Annotated in this window: 17 protein-coding genes, 1 tRNA gene and 1 pseudogene; 6 read left to right on the top strand and 13 right to left on the bottom strand. The window is 73.3% G+C overall.

All coding sequences use genetic code 11. The features are described from left to right. Positions 1–26: 26 nt before the first annotated feature. From CR470_RS17990 to CR470_RS18000, 3 genes and pseudogenes are all read left to right on the top strand, one after another. Positions 27–407, top strand: a pseudogene (locus CR470_RS17990) (FtsX-like permease family protein); the annotation flags it as partial. Between the two features lies 1 nt (position 408). After that, positions 409–3,279 carry a hypothetical protein gene (locus tag CR470_RS17995; RefSeq protein ID WP_097868615.1) on the top strand — a complete coding sequence of 957 codons (2,871 nt, stop codon included), beginning with the start codon at positions 409–411 and terminating at the stop codon, positions 3,277–3,279. Then, positions 3,276–4,301, top strand: a complete 1,026-nt coding sequence (locus CR470_RS18000) for an ABC transporter ATP-binding protein (protein ID WP_097868616.1) — start codon at positions 3,276–3,278, stop codon at positions 4,299–4,301. The genes CR470_RS17995 and CR470_RS18000 overlap by 4 nt, the downstream gene beginning before the upstream one ends. Before the next feature lie 37 nt (positions 4,302–4,338). On the opposite strand, the gene CR470_RS18005 is transcribed toward CR470_RS18000, so the two are convergent. The 7 genes from CR470_RS18005 to CR470_RS18035 form a co-directional block, all read right to left on the bottom strand. After that, complete coding sequence (locus CR470_RS18005; RefSeq protein WP_097868617.1) at positions 4,339–5,064, bottom strand: hypothetical protein; 726 nt, start codon at positions 5,062–5,064, stop codon at positions 4,339–4,341. Next, positions 5,061–5,483 (bottom strand): acyl-CoA thioesterase, encoded by a 423-nt coding sequence (locus CR470_RS18010; protein ID WP_097868618.1) that lies wholly within the window; start codon positions 5,481–5,483, stop codon positions 5,061–5,063. Before CR470_RS18010 ends, CR470_RS18005 begins: the two co-directional genes overlap by 4 nt. 5 nt (positions 5,484–5,488) lie before the next feature. After that, the gene (ettA, locus tag CR470_RS18015; RefSeq protein ID WP_097868619.1) at positions 5,489–7,153 is read right to left on the bottom strand and encodes an energy-dependent translational throttle protein EttA; all 1,665 of its coding nucleotides are present in this window, start codon (positions 7,151–7,153) and stop codon (positions 5,489–5,491) included. Between the two features lie 125 nt (positions 7,154–7,278). Next, entirely contained in the window at positions 7,279–8,772 is a 1,494-nt protein-coding gene (locus CR470_RS18020; protein WP_097868620.1) for a Cys-Gln thioester bond-forming surface protein, read from the bottom strand. 198 nt (positions 8,773–8,970) lie between these two features. Further along, the gene (locus CR470_RS18025; RefSeq protein ID WP_097868621.1) at positions 8,971–9,432 is read right to left on the bottom strand and encodes a single-stranded DNA-binding protein; all 462 of its coding nucleotides are present in this window, start codon (positions 9,430–9,432) and stop codon (positions 8,971–8,973) included. 173 nt (positions 9,433–9,605) lie between these two features. After that, a complete protein-coding gene (locus CR470_RS18030; protein ID WP_257138763.1) occupies positions 9,606–11,384 on the bottom strand; it encodes a GTPase in 1,779 nt (592 codons plus the stop codon). A 265-nt stretch (positions 11,385–11,649) separates the two neighbouring features. After that, positions 11,650–13,293: an ATP-binding protein gene (locus tag CR470_RS18035; RefSeq protein WP_097868622.1), complete on the bottom strand. Its 1,644-nt coding sequence runs from the start codon at positions 13,291–13,293 to the stop codon at positions 11,650–11,652. A 306-nt stretch (positions 13,294–13,599) separates the two neighbouring features. On the opposite strand from CR470_RS18035, the gene CR470_RS18040 reads away from it, so the two are divergent. Next, positions 13,600–13,672 (top strand) — tRNA-Arg (locus CR470_RS18040). 185 nt (positions 13,673–13,857) lie between these two features. Here CR470_RS18040 and CR470_RS18045 read toward each other — a convergent pair. From CR470_RS18045 to CR470_RS18060, 4 genes are all read right to left on the bottom strand, one after another. Continuing rightward, the gene (locus CR470_RS18045; RefSeq protein WP_179892300.1) at positions 13,858–14,658 is read right to left on the bottom strand and encodes an ABC transporter permease subunit; all 801 of its coding nucleotides are present in this window, start codon (positions 14,656–14,658) and stop codon (positions 13,858–13,860) included. Continuing rightward, entirely contained in the window at positions 14,655–15,599 is a 945-nt protein-coding gene (locus CR470_RS18050) for an ATP-binding cassette domain-containing protein (protein WP_097868623.1), read from the bottom strand. Before CR470_RS18050 ends, CR470_RS18045 begins: the two co-directional genes overlap by 4 nt. A gap of 94 nt (positions 15,600–15,693) precedes the next feature. Then, on the bottom strand, positions 15,694–16,395 hold the full coding sequence (locus CR470_RS18055) for a response regulator (protein WP_097868624.1): 702 nt from the start codon (positions 16,393–16,395) through the stop codon (positions 15,694–15,696). A gap of 34 nt (positions 16,396–16,429) precedes the next feature. Next, complete coding sequence (locus tag CR470_RS18060; protein ID WP_097868625.1) at positions 16,430–17,605, bottom strand: sensor histidine kinase; 1,176 nt, start codon at positions 17,603–17,605, stop codon at positions 16,430–16,432. Positions 17,606–18,078: 473 nt separating this feature from the next. Between CR470_RS18060 and CR470_RS18065 the strand changes: the two genes are divergently transcribed. Both CR470_RS18065 and CR470_RS18070 read left to right on the top strand, forming a co-directional pair. After that, complete coding sequence (locus CR470_RS18065) at positions 18,079–18,954, top strand: peptidoglycan-binding protein (protein WP_097868626.1); 876 nt, start codon at positions 18,079–18,081, stop codon at positions 18,952–18,954. A gap of 90 nt (positions 18,955–19,044) precedes the next feature. Then, entirely contained in the window at positions 19,045–19,617 is a 573-nt protein-coding gene (locus tag CR470_RS18070; RefSeq protein ID WP_097868627.1) for a GNAT family N-acetyltransferase, read from the top strand. Positions 19,618–19,680: 63 nt separating this feature from the next. Here the strand turns inward: CR470_RS18070 and CR470_RS18075 are convergent, their stop codons facing one another. After that, positions 19,681–20,148: an anthrone oxygenase family protein gene (locus CR470_RS18075; protein WP_097868628.1), complete on the bottom strand. Its 468-nt coding sequence runs from the start codon at positions 20,146–20,148 to the stop codon at positions 19,681–19,683. 162 nt (positions 20,149–20,310) lie between these two features. After that, on the bottom strand, positions 20,311–21,912 hold the full coding sequence (locus CR470_RS18080; RefSeq protein ID WP_097868629.1) for a vWA domain-containing protein: 1,602 nt from the start codon (positions 21,910–21,912) through the stop codon (positions 20,311–20,313). Positions 21,913–22,124 lie beyond the last annotated feature (212 nt).

Genomic DNA, 22,124 nt, shown 5'->3' on the forward strand with positions numbered 1-22,124 from the left:
CCGCTCAGAGATGTGTATAAGAGACAGCGCTGGCGGCGGTCGGCTTCGCGGTCAGCGCCTCGGGGTCCCGGCGCGAACGCTCCGCCGAGCTGGGCGTGTTGCGGGCGCTCGGCGCGCCGCGCCGCCAGCTGGCCCGCATGATCGCCGCCGAGCAGGGCGTGCTGATCGCGCTCGCCCTGCTCATCGGGCTCGGCATCGGCACGGTGCTGACCCGGGCCGTCGTCCCGCTCATCGTGCTGACCGGGCAGGCGGACCGGCCCGTTCCACCGGTGCTGGTCGAGCTGCCCGCCGGGCAGGTCGCGGCGCTGCTGGCCGGGGTCGCCGTTCTGCCTCTCGTGATCGTCGCGACGATGGCGCTCCGCCGCGGAGACCCGGCGGTCACGCTGCGCCACCAGGGGGACCACTGACATGCGTCACAACGACCGGGCGGCCACCGCCCCGTGGATCCGTACCCGGCTGCGTACCGCGCCCGGTGCCGCGGCGGCACTCACGGTGCTGGTGCTGGTGACGGCGTTCCTCGCCGCGGCGTTCCCGCGGGCCGTGGACGCGTACGAGACGAAGGGGCTGCGCCACGACATCCTGACGGCGGACGCGGGCCGCAGCGTCCTGGAGGTCGCCCGCCCGCAGCCCGGGCTGGAACTGCCGCAGGCGCAGCGGGACGCCGAGGTGCGGAGCCCCGAGCTGGAGCGGGTCGGGGCCGAGCTCCTGAAGGCCCTGCCCGCGCCGCTGCGGGCCGACACGGCGTCGGTCGCGTACGGCGTGCGCACCACGAAGCCGGCCGTCGCGAACGAGCCCTGGCTGCCGAGGCCCGAAGCGCTTCCGCCGCAGCTCACGTATGTGGCGCAGACAGGGCTGAAGAAGCACGCCACCCTGGCCTCGGGCGCCTGGCCGACGACGCCGCAGGAGGTGACCTCGGACTCCCGTGCGGTGCAGGGCGCGGTCACCGAGGACACGGCGGCCGAGCTGAAGGTGAAGGTCGGCGCGACCATCACGCTGCTCACCGCGGCCCAGGACCCCATCACCGTGACGATCACCGGCATCGTGGCCCCGCGTGACCCGCAGGGCAGCTACTGGTCCGCCGATCCGCTGCTGCGCACCCCGTCCCTGGTCCTGGACCCCGCGAGCCCCTTCCCTCAGCACTACTGGACCGGCACCGTGCTGCTGGCCGAGGACGCCGGTCCCGCGCTCCTGAGCACGGCCGCCGAGCCCTCCCTCTTCTGGCGGATCCCGCCCGACCCCACCCGGCTGACCGGCCCCGACGGCGCCCGGCTGACGTCCGTCGTCGCCTCGCTGGAGAGCGGCCCCGGGCTGCTGAAGGTGCGGGAGATCGCCGAGGGCACCGCGATGTTCTCCACCGGACTGGGGCACATCGTGGACGCCAACGCGCGGATGCGCGACGCGATCAGTCCCGTGATCGCGGTCGCCGCGCTCGGTATCGGCTCCGTGGCCGCCGTCGTCCTGCTGATGACGGGGGCCCTGATCGCCGCCCGCCGCCGCAGCGAACTGGCGCTGATGCGCTCACGCGGCGGCTCGCTGCGCGGCATCGGCGGCCGGCTGCTCGCGGAGACCGCGGTGACCGTGCTGCCCGCGAGCGCGCTCGGGCTGCTGCTCGCGGTGCTGGCCGTGGGCGAGGGCCGATGGTGGCCGGGAGCCCTGGCGGCGGCCGGCGTCGGCCTCCTGGTGTGCGTCGCCCTGCCCCTGCGGACGACGCTCCAGCACATCCGGCCCACGCTGGGCACGGCCCGCGAGGACATGGTGAGCGCCCGGCCCTCGCGTCGGCGGACCGTGGCCGAACTGACCCTGCTCGTGCTGGCGGTCGGCGCGGTGACGGCGCTGCGCCGTCGCGGCACGTCGGCCGAGGGCGGCGCCGATCTGCTGGTCAGCGCCGCGCCGGTGCTGGTCGCGCTGATCGCGGCGCTGGTGCTGGTGCGGCTCTACCCGCTGCCCCTGCGGCTCGCCACGCGCCCCATGGCCCGGCTGCGCGGGGCGATCGGCTTCCTCTCGCTGGCCCGCGCCGGCCGTTCCTCGGCCGGTGGGGCGCTGCCGTTGCTGGCCCTGCTGCTGGCGCTGGCCACGGCGGCGTTCGGCGGCTCGGTGATCGCCGGCATCGGGGACGCGCGGGACGACGCGGCGCTGGCGTCCGTCGGCGCGGACGCCCGGGTCGGCAGCGTGAGCGAGCGGGCGACGCTGCCCGACGAGCTGGTCCGCACGGTGCGCGATCTGGACGGCGTACGGAGTGCCGCGCCGATGCGGGTCGAGTACGGCGTGGCCATGCCGGAGGCCGTGACCGGTGACGGCGACGGTGGGGCGAACGGGGGCGACGCCGGCACGGACGACGCCGGTACGGACACGGGTAGCGGCGGCGCGCGCGACCTGAGGGCCGCGGCCCTGGTGGGCGTCGAACCCGCCTCGTACGCCCGGCTGGCCCGTACCCATGGGCTGCCGGCCTTCCCGGCCGCACGGCTGAAGGCCACCGGCCCCTCCGCCCCGCCGCCCGAGGGCGCGGAGTCCGACCCCGAGCGGGTCCTGCCGGCCATCGCCTCCCCGGCGGTGGCGGCCCGGCTGGGCAAGGAGCCGCGCGCGATCGTGACCCTGTCCGGGGACTTCACGGTCCAGGTCGTGGGGACCACCGCGCGCGCCGCCGCGGTCTCCCCCACGAACTTCCTGATCGTGAACGCCGCCTCCCTGGAGCAGAAGGCGCCCACCACGCTGCTCCTCACGGGCGAACCGGACCCCGGGAAGCTGCGCGCGGCGGTCGGCGAGAGCGGCAAGAAGTTCGTCGTACAGCTGCGTTCCGAGGAGCGCGCGCGGTATGTGAACACCCCGATGCAGGCGGGGGCCGAGCGGATCTACCTCGCGGCCGTCGCGGCGGGCGCCGGATACGCGCTGCTGGCCGTACTGCTGTCGCTGCTCCAGACCGCGCCGGAGCGCAAGACGCTGCTGGCACGGCTGCGCACGATGGGGCTCACCACCGGGCAGGGCAGGCGGCTGCTGGCCTTCGAGGCGACACCGCAGGCGCTGCTGGCGGCGGGCGGCGGCCTGTTCACCGGCTGGGCGACCATCGCCCTGCTCTCCCCCGGCGTCGATCTGGGCCCGCTGGCGCTCGCGGGCGTCGCCGGATCCGACCCGAGCCCCGTCATGCTGCGCACCGACCTCTGGTCGCTGGGGTTGCCGGCCGCCGGGGTGGTGGCGCTCGCCGCCGCCGTCGCGGGCGTCCAGGCGTGGTGGGCGAGCCGCCGCGGATCGATCACCGAACTCAGGGCAGGAGACTCCCGATGACCTCGTCCACCGAGACGGCAGGCACGGCCCGCGCGGCCGAAACGACGCTGGCGGAGCTGGAGCAGCGGGCCACGGCCCGGCGGGACCGCCCTTCCTACGGGCACGACGCGCTGATCGCCTGCGACCGCGTGGTGCGGATCTTCACCACGGACGGGGTGGAGGTGCAGGCTCTCCAGGGCCTCGATCTACTCGTCACCGAGGGCGAGTTGATGGCTCTGGTGGGGGCGTCGGGCAGCGGCAAGTCGACGCTGATGAACATCCTGGCGGGCCTGGACGTGCCGACGGCGGGGTCGGCGAAGGTCGCGGGCTGCGATCTGCTGTCGATGGGCCCGAAGGAACGGCTGCGCTACCGCCGGGACGTGGTGGGGTTCGTCTGGCAGCAGACCGCCCGCAATCTGCTCCCGTATCTCACCGCGATCCAGAACATCACCCTGCCCATGCAGTTGCGCGGTGGCGGCGGCAAGCGCGAACGGGCGGCCCGCGCCGAGTCGTTGCTCAGCATGCTCGACATCGCGGACTGCCGCGACCGGCGCCCCCAGCAGCTGTCCGGCGGGCAGCAGCAGCGGGTGGCCATCGCGGTGGCGCTCGCCAACTCCCCGTCCGTGCTGCTCGCGGACGAGCCGACCGGGGAGCTGGACTCGGCCACCGGCGAGCAGGTCTTCGCCGCGTTCCGGCGCGCCAACGAGGAGTTGGGCACCTCGATCGTGATCGTCACCCATGACCAGGCGGTCGCGAACGAGGTGCGGCGTACGGTCGCCATTCGCGACGGCCGTACGTCCTCCGAGGTGCTGCGCCGCACGGAGGTGGACGCGGCGACGGGCCAGGAGTCGCAGGTGGCCCGGGAGTACGCGATGCTCGACCGGGCGGGGCGGCTCCAGTTGCCCGCGGACTACACGCAGGCGCTGGGCATGGAACACCGGGTGCTGCTGGAGCTGGAGCAGGACCACATCGGCGTCTGGCCGGACGCGCACGGGGCGCCGGAGAAGCCGGAGGCGCTGGCGCGGGAGCCGGAGGAGAAGTAGCCGACCCGCCGACCCGCCGACTCGCCGGTCCGCCGGGTCAGCCCTGCCCGCCCTGCCCGACCGAGAGGCCGAGCCCGCCCAGGCCACCGGCCGGGTCGCGGCGCAGCGCGATCGAGCCGAAGGGCGTCCGCAGCCGGAGCCAGCCGCCCGCGGAGAGCAGCGTGACGGGGAAATCCGGGTCGACCCGGAGGAAGCCGAGGGACTGGGCCGCGTGGACGGCCCGGAGCGGAAGTTCCGTGGCGCCGACCGGCCGGGACCAGATCTCGCGGCCGATACCGTCCCGCTCGGCACGGGTGCGCCGCTCCTCGGGCAGAGCCTCGTCCCGGGTGCGGAACTCGGTGACGGCGGCCTCCAGCGCGGCCCGCAGGGCGCCCGGCACGGGCAGCCCCGGCTGTTCCCGCCAGGGGCCCCGGGGCGGCAGGACACCGGTCCAGGGCGGCCCGGTGACGGGGGCGGGCAGCGCACCGGCGCCCGGCTCCGGGCCACCCGTGGGGGCGCCGGGGCCGGGAACGTCGAGCTTCTCCAGCAGCTCCCCGGCCGACACCGTGACGTCGAGCGTCTCGGGACGGGCCAGGCGGGCGGCGCGGATGGCGAGGACCTCGAAGGAAGGCGGACGGCCGAACACGGCCAGCGCGTCGCCGCCGCCCGCCTGCAACCGGACCGCGGCGGCCCGGTCGTAGTGGAGCAGCCGGCCGAGGAAGGCGGCGAGATCCGCCGCCTCCCTCGCGTCGGCGAACCGCAGCGACTGCACGGGCACGGTCATGCCGCGGCGGGCTCCTCTGTCAGGTACTGCTGGAGGAAGAGCTTCTCCTCGGCGGAGATCCGCCGGGGCCGCCCGGCCGCCAGGTCGTACGGCACGACGACGGTCGACGCGCGTACGTACACCTGGTCGGGGTCCTTGATCTCATAGGCGATCGTCAGGGACGCGGCGCCTATCTTCGTGACCCACGACTCGACGGTCACCGGCTCGTGCCGGTGGACCAGCGGCCGTACGTAGTCGATCTCGTGACGGGCCACGACGGACCCGCCCGAGAACGACGGCGAGCCGTCCCCGGGCGCCAGCCGGAACATGAAGTCGATGCGCGCCTCCTCCAGGTAGCGGAGGAAGACCACGTTGTTGACGTGGCCGAAGGCATCCATGTCCGACCAGCGCAGGGCGCAGCTGTAGAGGTGACGAGCCAAGACGATCAGCCTCGCGTGAGCTTCTTGTACGTGGCACGGTGCGGGCGGGCCGCGTCCGCACCGAGCCGCTCGACCTTGTTCTTCTCGTACGACTCGAAGTTGCCCTCGAACCAGTACCACTTGGAGTCACCCTCGTAGGCGAGGATGTGCGTGGCGACGCGGTCCAGGAACCAGCGGTCGTGGGAGATGACCACTGCGGCGCCCGGGAACTCCAGGAGGGCGTTCTCCAGCGAGGAGAGCGTCTCGACGTCGAGGTCGTTGGTGGGCTCGTCGAGGAGCAGCAGGTTGCCGCCCTCCTTGAGCGTCAGCGCCAGGTTGAGGCGGTTGCGCTCACCACCGGACAGGACACCGGCCGGCTTCTGCTGGTCCGGGCCCTTGAAGCCGAACGCGGAGACGTAGGCGCGCGAGGGCATCTCGACCTGGCCGACGTTGATGTAGTCCAGCTCGTCCGAGACGACGGCCCAGAGGGTCTTCTTCGGGTCGATGTTGGCGCGGGACTGGTCGACGTAGGAGATCTTGACCGTGTCGCCGACCTTGATGGCGCCGCTGTCCGGCGTCTCCAGGCCCTGGATCATCTTGAACAGCGTGGTCTTGCCCGCGCCGTTCGGACCGATGATGCCGACGATGCCGTTACGGGGCAGCGTGAACGACAGGTCGTCGATGAGGACCTTGTCGCCGAAGGCCTTCGAGAGGTTCTCGACCTCGACGACGATGGAACCGAGCCGCGGGCCCGGCGGAATCTGGATCTCCTCGAAGTCCAGCTTCCGCATCTTGTCCGCCTCGGCCGCCATCTCCTCGTACCGGGCGAGACGGGCCTTGGACTTCGTCTGGCGGCCCTTGGCGTTGGAGCGGACCCACTCCAGCTCCTCCTTGAGGCGCTTCTGGCGCTTCTCGTCCTTGCGGCCCTCGACCTTGAGACGGGTGGCCTTGCGCTCCAGGTACGTGGAGTAGTTGCCCTCGTAGGGGATCGCGCGGCCGCGGTCGAGCTCCAGGATCCACTCGGCGACGTTGTTCAGGAAGTACCGGTCGTGGGTGACGGCGACGACCGCACCCGGGTACTTCGAGAGGTGCTGCTCCAGCCAGTTCACCGACTCGGCGTCGAGGTGGTTGGTGGGCTCGTCGAGGAGGAGCAGGTCCGGGGCCTCGATGAGCAGCTTGCAGAGCGCCACGCGGCGCTTCTCGCCACCGGAGAGGGTGGTGACCGGCCAGTCGCCGGGCGGGCAGCCCAGGGCGTCCATGGCCTGCTCCAGCTGCGCGTCCAGGTCCCACGCGTTGGCGTGGTCCAGGTCCTCCTGGAGCTTGCCCATCTCGTCCATGAGCGCGTCGGAGTAGTCGGTCGCCATCAGCTCGGCGACCTCGTTGAAGCGCTGGAGCTTGCCCATGATCTCAGCCGCGCCGTCCTGGACGTTCTCCAGGACGGTCTTGCTCTCGTCCAGCTTCGGCTCCTGCATGAGGATGCCGACACTGAAACCGGGCGAGATGAAGGCGTCACCGTTGGAGGGCTGCTCCAGGCCCGCCATGATCTTCAGCACCGTGGACTTACCGGCGCCGTTGGGCCCCACGACACCGATCTTCGCGCCGGGCAGGAAGTTCAGATTGACGTCATCGAGAATCACCTTGTCGCCGTGCGCTTTGCGCGTCTTGCGCATGGTGTAGATGTACTCAGCCAAGAGAAACCGTCCGGCAGCAATAGAGGTGTGGGCAGATACACCCCATCTTGCCTGACGGCCCTCCCCGGACGGAAACCCGTCCGGGGATCAACACGCGAACGGCGTGACTCCCCGAGCACGGGCGCTCACCCAGCGTCGGTGTGCGGCCTGTTCCGGCGGAGGAGGAAGACCGCGCCGCCGCCCACGACGAGCAGTCCGATGGCGACGGCGGCGAGCATCGGGGTGGCGCTGGAGCCGCCGGTCTCGGCGAGGTCGCCCGCCGGTCCCGAGGTGGCGGAGCCGGTCGTGGCCGGAACGGACTGCTGAGCGCTCCGCGTGCCGATGTCGTTGCCGCCCTCGCCCTCACCCTCGCCCTCACGGTCCAGGACGCTGCCGCTGGTGGCGCAGTCCAGCATCCCGGTGAAGGTCCTGGCGAACCCTGCCGGCCCCGTGATGGTGAAGTCGTACGCCTGGTCCTCGGCGACGGGGACCGTCACCGTGCGGGTGGCCCCGGCGGCGATGGTGTGCTCGGTTCCGGCCAGTTCGAAGGTGAACGGTTCGTCGCCCCGGTTGACGGCCGTGACGTCCACGCCGCCCGCGGCGCAGTTCTTCCGCGCGGTCAGTGCGGGGGCGGCGCCCTTCTCGGCCCAGGTGGCGGTGGCTCGGGCGGAGACCGTGGACTCGCTGGAACCGGCCAGGATCTGGGTCTGGGTGCGGCCGGTCCCGGCGAAGGCCCGGCCGACCGGCACGGAGGTGGTGGCCTGGACGGCCAGGGAGGCGGTGCCGTCGGCGGTGTCCTTCGGCACGGCGAAGTAGAGCCGGTCCCCGTCGGCCGCGGCGGTGACGGGGGCGCCCTTCTCGTCCGTGACCGTGATGCCGCTGGCCGCCGCGTCCACCGGGGGCGACACCGAGACCTGGTCCGCGGCGGTGCGGACCGTCACGGGGCCGAGCCGCTCACCGGCCCGGCCGGAGACGGCGGCGGGCTCCAGGGTCAGCGAGGCCCGGGGCTCCTTGGCCTTGCGCGCGTTGCGGTGCAGCCAGTCGGCGAGCTTCTCCGCCTGCTTGTCCGACGCGGTGACATCGGCGTCGTCCGAGTAGCGCCAGATGGCGACCTGGGTTCCGGCGGCGGCGGTCCGCTCGGTCAGCGGGCCGGTGCCGGCCGCGTCCGCGAGCGCGGCCAGGTCGTCGACCTGGGGGTAGGAGTGCTGGAGGATCCAGCGGATCTTCCCCGCGTTCCGGTTGCCGCCCAGCGAGGTCTCGGCCCAAGGGGTCTCCAGGTACTTCGCCTGGTCCTGGGTGGGGTTGTGGAGGTCGATGCAGTAGGTCTTGAGCTTGCCGCCGCCGTCCACGGTCATCTCGAAGAGTCCGGCGGGCAGTTCCTGGGTCCGGTCGGGCGCATCGTTCTTCCCCGGGATGCGGAGCACGGCGCTGTCGAAGGTCTTCAGCCCGTCGAGCACCGCCGCCGCGCCGCCGTGGTGCCGGCCCGGGTCGTCGGCCGCCGCCGGTCCGGCGCCGACGAGTGCGGCAGCCGCGACGAGACCGGAGAGCAGCAGCGCGGCGACCGGGCGGAGGATCCCGCGGCCGGGGGGCGCCCCTGTCGTGCCGGACGACGCAGCGGACGCTGAAGACGCAGAAAACACAGAATTCCCCTCCGGGCGAGACCCTCGCGCTTGGTGCGCGTGTGGGGAATGCCTCGCCAGCAGACCCAAGTGACCCGTGAGCACTGGGAATCCTAAGGAACGGGCGAAGGGCAGTCCCCCGTACTGCCCTTGCACAACCATTCCGAATCGGAATCGTTATCGCGCGACGGCCGGCCTAGTTGTCGCCGATCAGCCTTTTCAGGACACCGCCGCCATTGCGCCGACGTGTTCCCGCTGTTTCGGCGGCTCCCCCGCATCGCCGTCCGTGACGCGCTCCGGACGCTCCGTCGACACGGCTTCCGCTCTGACCGCCCGGCGGAAGGCGGCCGTTCCCCGGCTCAGGTCGTGGCCGACGGCGACGGCCTCGACATCGACGAACGTCCTGCGCTGACCGGCCTCTTCCTCCTCACGGACCTTCAACCGGCCGTGCACGACCAGGGGTTCTCCGACCGAAACGGAACCGGCCAGATTCGCGGCGAGCGTCCGCCAGGACCAGACGGTGTAGAAGCTGGTGCGGCCGTCGGCCCAGAGCTGTTTCTCACGGTCCCAGCGCCGCGGAGTCACGGCGAAACGGAATCGCGCCATTCCGCCCGTGGCCGTCTCGCGGAACTCCACCGCCGTCGCGGCGTTACCCACCAGTGTCACCAAGGTCTCGTTCATTTTTCCGCCCCCGCTTTCCTGTCGTACCGGATCGCACCGCTCGCACCGCACCGCACCGCTGGTACCTCTCGGTACCGCTCGTACCTCTCCGTACCGCGGGCTTCTCTCGGTACTGCGGTGGGGTGCGGACTCCATGGTGGACGCCGGACGGGAATCGCGTCGGGGCCTGTGGACTACCGGCCGGTTGTGGAAAACTCCGTCACCGTCACGTACCGCTCGCGCACTTCCCGGTAGCGCACCAGCTCGGCCGCGACCGGATCCAGGACCCTGGCCCGGCCGCACCCGGCCGCCGCCTCGCGCAGCCGCCGCTCGGCGTCCTGCCCGTACCGCCTGGCCGGTCCCCGGATGGCCGCGGCGCAGGACCACTCCACCAGCGGGCCGCCGACGACTCCGGCCAGCATGATGAGCGCGGGCGTGACGAGTCCCGGCTCCAGGACACCGATGATCTGGCCGACCAGCCACAGGCCGCCGAAGATCTGCAGGAGCGTCATCGACACCTGGGCCAGCACCGCGGCCGGCCACCACTTCGGCCGGGGCGGTTTGGCCGGGCGGCCGCCGAGAGGGGCTCCGAGCGGGGCTCCGGCGACGGTGCCCTGTCCCGTCTCCGATCCGCCGCCCCGCTTGGACGCGCCGGGGGCCCCGGCCTTGACCGCCAGTTCGTCCAGCGCCTCGGGCAGCCCCTTCGCCCCGTTGAACGCGGCCTCGCGCACCGCCTGCGCCCAGGGCCCCGGCAGCCCGTCGGCGGCGCCGTCGGCGACGATCCGCACCGCCTGCTCGACCCGCTGCCGGGCCGTCAGCTCCTCCTCCGGCGGGGTGAGCGCCTGGCCCATCCGGTCCAGGCTGCCGGGCAGGCCCCGGTTCTCGTACCAGCGCCAGAGCCGCAGCCACGGCGTGCCGCAGGCCCGCCCGGCGTTCCTGCGCCACTCCCGCTCGGCGGCCTGTCCGGCGGCTGCCGCGCCGACGGCCTCGGCCAGCCGGTCAGTGAACTCCTCGCGGGCCCGCTCGCCGAGTCCGGGCCGCCCATCGGCCACGTACACCGGGCGCAGCCGCGCCGCCGCCGCGTCCACATCGGCCCAGAGGCGACGGGTGGCGGCCGTACGGTCCTGGACGAAGCGGCCGATCATCTCGCGGAGTTCGGGCACCCCGTCGCCGGTGAGCGCGGACAGGGACATGACGGTGGCGCCGGGTTCGCCGTGCTCGCCGAGCGCGATGCCGTCCTCGTCGAGGAGCCGGCGCAGATCGTCGAGCACGAGATCGGCCGCCTCGCCGGGCAGCCGGTCGGTCTGGTTGAGGACGACGAAGGTGACCTCGGCATGTCCGGCGAGCGGGCGCAGATAGCGCTCGTGGAGGGCGGCGTCGGCGTACTTCTCCGGGTCGACGACCCAGATCACGGCGTCGACCAGGGCCAGGACCCGGTCCACCTGGTCGCGGTGTTCGGTGGCCGCCGAGTCGTGGTCGGGCAGATCGACCAGGACGAGCCCCTGGAGCGCCTCGTCGAAGGCGGCGGGCCCGGGGTGGGGCCTGCGCCGGAGCCGGCCGGGGACGGCGAGACGGTCCAGCAGGCCGGCGGCCCCGTCGGTCCAGCTGCACGCGATGGGCTGGGAGGTGGTGGGCCGGCGCAGCCCGGTGTCGGAGATCGGTGCCCCGGCGAGCGCGTTGAACAGGGTCGACTTCCCGCTGCCGGTGGCTCCCGCGACGGCGATGACCGTGTGCCGCGAGGAGAGCCGCTGCCGGGCGGCGGCCTCGTCCAGCACGCGTCCGGCCTCGGCGAGGGTGTCCCGGTCGAGCCGGGCGCGGGAGAGCCCGACGAGTTCGCGCAGGGCGTCGAGCCGGGGTGGCAGCGGCCCGCCGGAGGGGACGTACGCCTCGACCTGCGGCTCCGCGTCGTCCTCGGCGGGCGCCCGGGGCGCGGCTTCCCCGGCCTCGCGGGCCTCCGGCCGTCTCTTATACACCTCTCTGAGCGNCCATCAGAGATGTGTATAAGAGACAGCGCCTCGACCTGCGGCTCCGCGTCGTCCTCGGCGGGCGCCCGGGGCGCGGCTTCCCCGGCCTCGCGGGCCTCGGCCGCCGCCGCGCGCCGGGCGATGAGCCCGTCGTCCCAGCGCCCGTCCCTGCCCCTTCCCCTTCCCGTCGTGTCCCCGTCCGGCGTCCCGCTGTCGCCACCGTTGATGCCGCTGCCGTGGCTGTTGTCGCTGTTGTCCTGGTCCGTGACGGCGGTCATCGCTGCCACCTCTCCTTCTGCAGTACGGAAAGCGCGGCGATCAGTTCGGCCTGGGGTTCGGGGGCGATGTCGAGTGCGTCGAGGGGGGCGAGGCGGCGGTCGCGTTCGCCGCCGAGTACCCGGTCGAGGTAGGTCGTCAGCAGCTCACCGCCCTTGTCGCGGAGGCGTAGCGCGCCCTGGGCGCCGATGCGTTCGGCGAGCTGTTCCCCCGCCGCCCGGGCACGTCGCCCGCCGAGCAGGGCGGCCGCGAGCAGCGCGGCGACGGTCTCGGGGGCGGGCGCGACGTTCCGTTCGAGCTGGCGGGCCTCCTCCTCGGCCAGTTCCTCCAGGACCCGCCGCCACCGGCGTACGGCGACGGAGATCCGCCCTTCGATGTCCTCCGCGGGCCCCCAGCCCCCGGCCTCCCGCCCGGCGTCCTCGAACCGGAACAGCCCCCCGGCGGGCTCTCGGCGCCACTGGGTGCGGATCTGTTCGTCGGCGGCGGAGACCGAGCACTGGAGCAGGGCCACCAGGCTGTCGACGAGGGCTTCGAGCAGTTCCTCGGGCGAGCTGTAGAGCGGGTAGCCGCGCCACCGGGTCCGCGCGTCCCCGGAGAGCACCGCCCCGCTCTGGAGGCGGCGCCGGATCCGGGCGGCCTCCTTTCCGTACGCGTCCTGGACCACCCCGGTCAGGCGTACGGAGGCGGCGTACTGGGCGGCGACGGCGGAGGCCAGCGAGGGCATCCGCACGTCGAGCGACTGGATGACGCCGGAGGCGGTCCGTCCCACCGCCTGCTGCCGGGCGGCGGGGTCCTGGGCCCGGTGGGCGAGCCAGGCGCGCAGCGGGGCGACCGCGGTGGTGGGGAGCAGTCCGCTGCCGCCGCCCGCGGACTCGGGCAGTTCCGGGATGGTGAACCGGGGTACGTCGCCGAGTCCGGCCCGGGTCAGCAGGGCCGCGTACTGCCGGGACACCTCGGCGATCACCTGGTGGGGCACCCGGTCGAGGACGGTGACGAGCGCCGCGTCGTACTCCTTCGCGGTACGCAGCAGGTGCCAGGGCACGGCGTCGGCGTAGCGCGAGGCGGTGGTGACCATCACCCAGACGTCGGCGGCGCAGATGAGTTCGGCGGCGAGGACCCGGTTGCGTACGACGAGCGAGTCGATGTCCGGGGCGTCCAGGAGCGCGAGCCCCCGGGGCAGGCTCACCGCGGTCTCCACCCGCAGCGCGGTCTCCCCGTCCCCTCCCCGCGCGGCGAGGTCGTCCAGCCCGTCCGGGTCGGGGGCCTGCCCCGGCGGCAGCCAGATCCGGGTCAGCTGGGGCAGCACCCGCACCCCGGCGAACCAGTGGTGGTCGTCCGGGTGACAGACCAGCACCGGGGTCCGAGTGGTGGGCCGCAGCACCCCGGCCTCGCTGACCCGGCATCCCACCAGCGAGTTGACCAGGGTGGACTTCCCGGCCCCGGTGGATCCGCCGATCACAACGAGCAGCGGCGCCTCGGGGTCCTTGAGGCGCGGCAGGAGGTAGTCGTCGAGCTGGGCGAGGAGTTCGACCCTGGTCTGCCGGGCACGTTCGGCCCCCGGCAGGGGCAGTGGAAGACGCACGGCGGCGACACGGTCGCGCAGGGCGGAAAGTGCGTCGATGAGCTGAGGCCGTACGTCCATGGTCACCACATGCGAAGAATGCCCAATTTTAGAGCCTTTTTGAAGCGTATAGCCCTCTCTGCGCGGCGGTTCCACCCTCTGGACAGAGTCAGGACAGAGGGGACGAGTGGGGCGGGGGCATAACGAGTGCACAACACCCGGCGCGAGGGGAGCGAAAACCGATGCAGGAATCGCACCTACCTGCGATTATCGGTTCGCTTCACCGAACCTCCACATCGTGCCACGCAGGTGAAGCAACCGGGTCCAGGGGATCGGAGCCCTATCCTTGTCCCGGCACGGCCACGGAACCACCGATCAGGACTCCCGGCCCCCGTAGCTCAGTGGATAGAGCAGGCGCCTTCTAAGCGCTTGGCCGCAGGTTCGAGTCCTGCCGGGGGCGCACCGACCGCACCACCGAGAGGCCCTCCGCGACGGAGGGCCTTTTCGTCGGTCAGGGGCACGTTAGCGAGCACGGCGTCACGTCGGCATAAGCGGCGGCACGCGCGCCGCCGCGCGCCGCCGGCTTCGCACGCCCCGTCCGCATCGCACGCCCTGCCCGCATCACGCGTCGCGTCCGCGTCCGCATCACGCGTCCCGCCGCCGGAGCAGCAGCAGGGCCCCGAGCGTGAGCGCCGTCGTACAGGCGGCGACCAGGAGCAGCGAGGGCCAGGGGCCCAGGCTGCCCACCGTGTCTGCGGCGGCGTCCGAGGTCTGGGTGAGCTTCTCCAGGGCGGCCGTCGGGGAGAGTCCGGCGACCCAGCGTTCGGCGTCGCCGAAGAGGGGGCCGAACAGGGACGGCAGGAGCAGCAGGCCGATCACCGTGGTGACCGCACCGGCGGAGTGGCGTACGAGGGCGCCGACGGCGAGGCCGAGCACGGCGGCCACCGCGAAGGACGCGGCGATGCCGAACAGGGCGGGCAGCGGCTCGCCCTGCGCGTACCGGCCCTCCGGCAGCATGGCGTCCCCGACGAGGTAGGCGGCCGTGCAGGAGGCCAGGGCGAGGAGGTACATCACGCTCGCCACCAGGGTCGCCTTGGCGGCGAGGACCCTGCCCCGGCGGGGGCAGGCGGCGAACGTCGTACGGATGGTGCCGCTGCTGTACTCCCCCGAGGCGACGAGCGCCCCGACGACCGCGGCCAGCATCTGGGCGACGACAGTGAGCGTGAGGCTGCCGCCGAGGACGGTGTCGTCGGGTTGCAGGCTGCCGGTGGCGGCGATGAACACCGCACCGATGACGGGCAGTACGGCGGTGGCCGCGGTCGTCCACACCGTGGAGCGCACGCTGCGGAACTTGATCCATTCGTAGGCGAGCGCCTCCCGGAAGCCGGTCCGCTTCCGGTTCCGGCGGGTGCCGGACAGGGCGGGCGTGGTCGTGGTGGTAGTCATCGGACTGTCTCCTCACGGAACGCCGACGGGCTCCTGTCCTCGGCCCGGTATTCCACCGAGGACTGCGACAGCGCCGTGTAGACCTCCTCCAAGGAGGAGTGGGCGGGGGTGAGTTCGTGGACGGCGACCCCGTGGTCGCGGGCCAGGTCGCCGATGGCCGGGGCGTCGGGGCCGTCGACCCGCCAGCCGCCCCGGGCGTCCAGCCGTACGTGTGCTCCGGCCGCTTCCAGCAGGGTGCGCAGCCGTTCCGGTTCGGGGGACCTGACGAGGGTGTGCGCGCGGGAGTTGGTCTCGATGAAGTCGCGCATGGTCGTGTCCGCGATGAGCCGGCCCTGTCCGATCACGATGAGGTGGTCGGCCGTCAGTTCCATCTCGCTCATGAGGTGGCTGGAGAGGAAGACCGTGCGGCCCTCCGCCGCCAGGGACTTCATGAGTTCGCGGATCCAGCGGATGCCCTCGGTGTCGAGGCCGTTGACCGGTTCGTCGAGGATCAGCACCTCCGGGTCCCCGATCAGCGCCGCCGCGATGCCCAGCCGCTGGCCCATGCCGAGCGAGAAGCCCTTGGTGCGCCTGCGGGCCGTCTCCGCGGGGAGGCCGACCAGATCCAGCACCTCCTCGACCCGGCGGCGCGGGATGCCGTTGCTCGCGGCGAGGCCGGCCAGGTGGTGGTAGGCGGAGCGGCCTCCGTGGACGCCCTTGGCGTCGAGCAGCGAGCCGACCGCCCGGAGCGGTACGGGCAGGTCCGCATAGGCCCGGCCGCCCACGGTGACGCGTCCCGCGCTCGCGGAGTCGAGGCCCAGGATCAGGCGCATGGTGGTCGATTTCCCGGCGCCGTTAGGGCCGAGGAAGCCGGTCACCCGGCCCGGCCGGACCATGAACGACAGCCGGTCGACGGCGGTTCGCCCGCCGTAGCGTTTGGTGAGTTCCGTTGCTTCGATCATGCGGCCGACGCTACGAGCGGCGGGCCGATGGCGAATCCTCCGGCGGGAGTCGCTGCCTGCTCCCGCCGGAGTAGGGCGCCCCTGCGCCCTGTCGTCAGCCTCCCGCCCTGACCAGGCCCGTTTCGTAGGCGAGGACCACCAGCTGGGCCCGGTCGCGGGCGCCGAGCTTCGTCATGGTCCGGCTGACATGGGTCTTCGCGGTCAGCGGGCTCATGACCAGCGCCTTGCCGATCTCCTCGTTGGACAGCCCGGCGGCGACGAGCGCCATCACCTCACGCTCCCGGCCGGTCAGCACCGCGAGCCGTTCGGCGCCCGCCGCCTCGGGGGCCTTCAGCCGGGCGAACTCCTCGATCACCTGGCGGGTGACGGCGGGGGCGAGCAGGCTCCGGCCCGCCGCGACCGTGCGGATCGCGGCGCGCAGGTCGTCCGGCTCGATGTCCTTCAGCAGAAAGCCCGCGGCGCCGTGCCGGAGGGCCTCGAAGACGTACGCGTCGACCTGGTACGTGGTGAGCATGACCACGCGGACCCGGTCCAGGGAGCGGTCCGCGGCGATCCGGCGGGTGGCCTCCAGGCCGTCGACGCCGGGCATCCGGATGTCCATCAGCACGACGTCCGGGCGGGTCGTGCGGACCGCCTCGACGGCCCGGGCCCCGTCGGCGGCCTCCGCGACGACGACCAGGTCGTCGGTGAGGTCGAGCAGGGCCCGGAATCCGGCCCGTACGACCGTCTGGTCGTCGGCGAGGACCACACGGACGGTCCCCGGCGTCCCCGGCGCGCTCTCCACCCGCTCGTTCACGGGGCCGCTCCCCCGGTTCCGTGCGGCGTCGCGTTCATGAGGCCGTTCCCTCCGTCGGCAGTTCGGCGCAGACGCGGAATCCGCCGCCCGGCACCGGACCGTACGTGACGCCGCCGCCCACCGCGACCGCCCGCTCCCGCATGCCGATCAGGCCGAAACCCCGGTCGGCGGGCGGGACGGCGGGCGGCTGCGCCGGGGGACCGTCGTCCACGACCTCGACGGTCAGCCGGGTGGCGTCGCGGGTCACCGACACCGCGGCGTGGCGCGCCGCGGAGTGCTTCACCACGTTGGTCAGCGCCTCCTGCACGATCCGGTACGCCGTGGCCTCGACGACCGCGGGCAGGGCGGCGCCCTCCGCGTCCCGCCGCAGGCTGACCCGCACCCCGCCCGCCTCGATCCCCGCGACCAGCTCGTCCAGCTGGCCGAGGCGGGGGGCCGGCGCCGTGGACTCCGTCGCGCGCAGGACGGACAGCGTGGCGCGCAGTTCCCGTACGGCTTCCTTGCCGGAGGCGCGCACCTGCGCCATCGCCTGCCGCGACACCTCCGGCGCGGTGTCCAGCGCGTCGAGGGCCACCCCGGCCTGCACCGTCATCGCGCTCACCGTGTGGGCGAGGATGTCGTGGATCTCCCGGGCGACCCGCGCCCGCTCCTGGCGGACCCGGCGGGCGGCCTCCCGCTCACGGTCCTCCTCGGCCCGCGCGGCGCGCGCCGCGTACTCCGCCAGCAGTTCCCGGCGGGTGCGCACCACCTCGCCCAGGAGCAGCGGGACGAGCGGCCAGACCATCTCCAGGACGGGCAGCCCCTGCGGGTTGACCACGTCCCGGCCGACCTTCAGCGCCACAGCGCCCGAGACCGTCGCGGCGATCACCCCGGTCCAGAGGGTGCGGCGGCGGTCGCCCAGCACCGCGACCGTGTACAGCGCCACGATCACCGGGAGGTTCAGCAGTTCGCCGATGTGCCCGTGCAGCGCCCACCCGGCGCAGGCCGCCCCGGTCACGCAGACCACCGCAACGGGCCGGCGGCGGCGGCAGGCGAGCGCCGCCAGGGAGACCACGAGGAGACCCCAGGTCAGCGCGTCGGCCTGCCGGTAGCCGGGCTCGTTGACGGCCGCGTCGGCGGTGGTGAACACCCCCACCACCGCCACCACCAGCAGATCCACGACGATCGGCGGCAGAGCCCGCGCACGGGCGGCCAGGCGGTCGAAGGTCATCACCCCCTCACGGTAGGAGGCGGGGCGTCCGGCCGCATACGCCGGCGGGAGTACACCGGTCCGCGCCCGGCCGTACGGAGGGGGCCGGGGGCCCGGCCTCTGTTACGGGAGGGGCGTGGTGCCGGAGTGCGGAGGGGGCGTGGCGGGGTCGCGGCGGCAGCGCGGCCGGGGCCCGCGGGCGTTGTGTCGCGGGCCCCGGCACGGTGCACATCGGGCAGGAGTTCGGGCATACCCGGACGAGAGTTCGGGCACGGCGCAACCTTCCGTCCGGCAGGACGTTCGGCAGGGCGTGGGAGCGGGCAAATCGCTCAGGTAGGCCCGAAGGCGGAACCACCGCCGCAGGGCGCTCCCGACCATCCCGCCACCCGGCGGGCGTACGCGGCTCCGTGCCGTCGTCCGCCCGCCGGTCCCGCCGACACCGCACACCGAAGCGCCCGCGTGAACTACGCACCATCAGGGAAAGGAGCGCCGCGATGGCGACGCCGCTGTCTGCAGCCAGACTGCTCAAAGCCCTCCGCGACGAAGGCCTCCACGTCGTCGAACACCGGAGCTGGCGTACCAACAACCGGAACCACAAGGGGCCCTGGGGCCCGACGCACGGGGTGATGATCCATCACACCGTCACCTCGGGCACCGCGTCCTCGGTCGAACTCTGCTACAACGGCCACTCCGCCCTGCCCGGCCCGCTGTGCCACGGGGTCATCGCCAAGGACGGGTCCGTCCACCTCGTGGGGAACGGGCGGGCCAACCACGCCGGGCTCGGCGACGATGACGTCCTGCGCGCCGTCGTCGCGGAGAAGGCGCTGCCGCCGGACAACGAGGCCAACACCGACGGCAACCGCCACTTCTACGGCTTCGAGTGCGTCAACCTCGGTGACGGCAAGGATCCCTGGCCGGCCGCCCAACTGCTGGCGATCGAGCGGGCGGCCGCCGCCGTCTGCCGGGCGCACGGCTGGTCGCAGCGGTCGGTGATCGGCCACCTGGAGTGGCAGCCGGGCAAGGTCGATCCGCGCGGGTTCACCATGAACTCGATGCGTTCGCGGATCGGCAAGCGGCTGGGCGGCTCCCCGGACGGCCCCTCCGATCCGCCGCCGAAGCCCACGTACGAGCCGTACCCGGGCGCCGCGTTCTTCAGGGTCGGCCGCAAGAGCGCGGTCATCACGGCGATGGGCAAGCGTCTGGTGTCCGAGGGTTGCGGCAGGTACACGGTGGGTCCCGGCCCGTCCTGGTCCGAGGCCGACCGGAAGTCGTACGCCGCCTGGCAGCGCAAGCTGGGCTACACGGGCGGCGACGCGGACGGCATCCCCGGCAAGACCAGTTGGGACCGGCTCAAGGTGCCGAACGTGTGACGGAGGCGCGTCCGGCTCCTCCCCCTTCTTTCCCCAGGAGGTGAAGAAGCCGGACGACGCGTACGCCGACGAACCGCGAGGGACGGTGCGATGACGGCCGAGGTACGAACGGTGGAGGCCGGGGAGCTGAACCGGTACGCCGACGGCATCCGCGACGTGTACGCGCGGGCGTTCGCAGCCCCGCCCTGGAACGAGGATCCGGCACAGGCCGACAGCTACGCGGAGCGGCTCGCGCGGGACGCGCTCCGGCCCGGGTTCACGGCGGCGGTCGCGACGGCCGGGGGGTCGGTGACCGGTTTCGCCACGGCCTGGCTCACCCCGGAGGTCTTTCCCGCCGACCGCAGTTACGGACAGGTCGCCGAGGCCCTCGGCCCCGGGCGGACGCGGGCGTGGCTCTGCGGCGCGGTGGAGGTGAACGAGCTGGCGGTGGCACCGGAGGCGCACGGTACGGGGCTCGGCGCGGCGCTGCTGCACGCGGTGACGGGGCCCGCCCCGGACGGCCGTTGCTGGCTGCTGACCTCCGTGCGGGCCGAGGCGGCGCTGCGCCTCTACGAGCGGGCCGGCTGGCGGCGGGTCGACACGCCCGTGCCCGGCGCGGCCGCTCTCGTGGTGCTGCTCGGCCCGCGTCATCCGCGGCGGGCCGAGGCGGGAGGCCGCCGGTAGCCGGCCCACCCGCGTGCGGAGGGAACCCGCCGCCCCGCCCTCGTACGGAGGGGGCGTTCCGCCCTACAGCGCGATGGCCAGCAGGACGCACGCCACGAGCGAGAACGCGGTACGCACCTGGTGGAGGGTGTTCCAGCGGGATTCGAAGGCCGCGCGGGCCGCGCTGTCGTCGCCGCCCTCGGAGGCGGCGAGAGCGTTGTTGAGCGGGATGTTCCCGACCACGGTCACCAGGTGACCGGCCACCCCGCAGATCAGCGCCCCCAGGATGGCGGGACCCGCCGCCTCGCCGTGCTCGCCGAGGCCGGTGAAGAACGCGGCGGCGGGCAGCGCGACGGCGCCGAGGAACAGGACCAGGAAGACCGGGCCGGGGACCTTTTCGTTGAAGCGGCGCATGGCCGCCGTGAACTGCTCGTCCGTCAGGTCGGCGAGGCCGGGCATGATCGCGATCAGGAAGGTCAGCATGAAGCCCGCGTAGAGGCCGTTGACGATCGTGGCGAGCACCAGGAGGAGGGAGGTCATGGCGGACATCATGGCCCGGAACGGTGGTTCGCAGGGCCCAATTTCGAATGGCCGTGCGAACCGATTCGGCCGGGTGACACGGCCCGCCACCCCTCCCGCCCCGAGCGGCCGGAGCGACCCGAACGACCCGAACGGGTTCACCCGGGCCGCTCCGGCCGCTCCGGCCGCTCCGCCTCAGCCGATCTCGCCCTCGCCCGTTTCCGGCTCGCCGTCCGTTGTGGAGCCGCCCTGGATCCGGTCCGCCTGTCCGATGGCCTTGGCCAGCTTCGTGACGGAACTGTCCTCGGTCGCCTCCGCCAGCCCGGCGGCCCGGGAGGCGAGTTCGCCGAGGCCGGGTGCGCCGGGCAGGTCGCCGCCTCGCAGGCGGTCGGCGAAGTAGGCGGCGACCGCCGCTACTTGGAGACGGTCGTCCGCGTCGCCCCACAGAGGTCCGCCGATCGCCCCGGTCGTCGCGGTTCCGGTCTCCTCCCGGGCCTCGCGGGTCTTGGGGTCGAGCCAGCGCACGGTGGCCTTGGCCACGGTGCCGGACGCGCCCTCGCGCAGCCGTACGGCGTACAGAGCGGTCACCGTGTGGCCGGGGCCGACCTCGCCGCCGTCGACGCTGTCGTCGCGGAAGTCCTCGTCGGCGACCTTGCGGTTCTCGTAGCCGATCAGCCGGAAACTCTTCACGGTCTTCCGGTCGAACGCCACCTGGGCCTTGGCGTCGCGGGCCCGGATCTCCAGGTGGGCGGGGAGCTGGTCGACGAAGACCTTGCGGGCCTGCTCCTCGTCACCGACGTACGTGGTGTTCCCGTCGCCCTTGTTGGTGAGCCGCTCCATGAACGCGTCGCCGTAGTCGCTGCCGACGCCGACGCCGAAGAGGGTGATGCCGTGTTCGCGGCGGGCGGAGTCGATCTTCTCCAGGATGCCGTCGGCGTTGGTGTCGCCGGTGTTGGCCAGCGCGTCGGAGAGGAGCACGACCCGGTTGGTGGCGCCCTTGCGGTGGCCCTCGACGGACTCCTCGTAGCCGAGGGTGATGCCCGCCTCGACGTTGGTGGACTGCGCGGGCCGCATCTCCTCCACCGCGACCTTGATCCGGTTCCGGTTGCCCTTGAGCCGGGTCATCGGCAGCCGGGTCTCGGCCTCGTCGCTGAAGGTGACCAGGGAGATGGAGTCATCGTCGCGCAGTTCGTCGGTGAGGACGGTCAGGGACTTCCTGACCAGGTCCAGGCGGCCGGTCTCGGCCATGGACCCCGAGATGTCGACGACGAACGTGAGGGACGCGGGTGGCCGCTCAGCGGTCGCCGGGGCGGCCTCGGTGGCCAGGCCGACGCGGAGCAGCGACCAGTCGGAGGCTCCGGTTCCACCACCCCCGCCCTTCCCGGAGCCGATGCGTGCCCCGTCGACGTTCACCGAGAAGCCGGAGCCCTTCGGCCGTTCGTACCCCTGACGGAAACTGTTGACGAACTCCTCGGGGCGCACCTCCTCGGGAGAGGGCAGCCTGCCGTCGCCGAGGGTGCGGCGCGCGTAGCCGTAGCTGGCGGTGTCCACGTCCAGGGCGAAGGTGGAGAGGTAGTCGGGCGGCGGGACGTCCAGCCTGGCCACGTCCCCGGACTCACCCGCCGGTGCGGCCGACCGGCCCTTCTCGGGCGCCGCCCCGTCCGGCGCGGGCTGTCCGCCGCCGGTCGATCCCTGACCGTTGCGCGTGTCCGAACTCAGTTCGCGCTTGCCGCCCGAGGCGCTGTCGCCGCTGCCGCACGCGGTGAGGACCATGGCGCCCGCCAGCAGGAGCGCCATGGCTCCCGCCCGGCCCCTTGCCCGGCCTCCCTCCCGGACTCCTGCCCAGCCTTCCGCCCAGCCTTCCGCCCGCTTCTCGTGTCGCCGGCTTACCTGCCGCATGTGTAACCCCCCACGTCGTCACGATGTCCTCGACATCTGTGAATGTGACGTACGAGGTCGCCGACCGGAGTCGACGAAAGCGTTGCGGAACCATCTCGATGCGGCAACAG

The organism is Streptomyces sp. rh34, assembly GCF_002551245.1.
Taxonomy (GTDB): Bacteria; Actinomycetota; Actinomycetes; order Streptomycetales; family Streptomycetaceae; genus Streptomyces.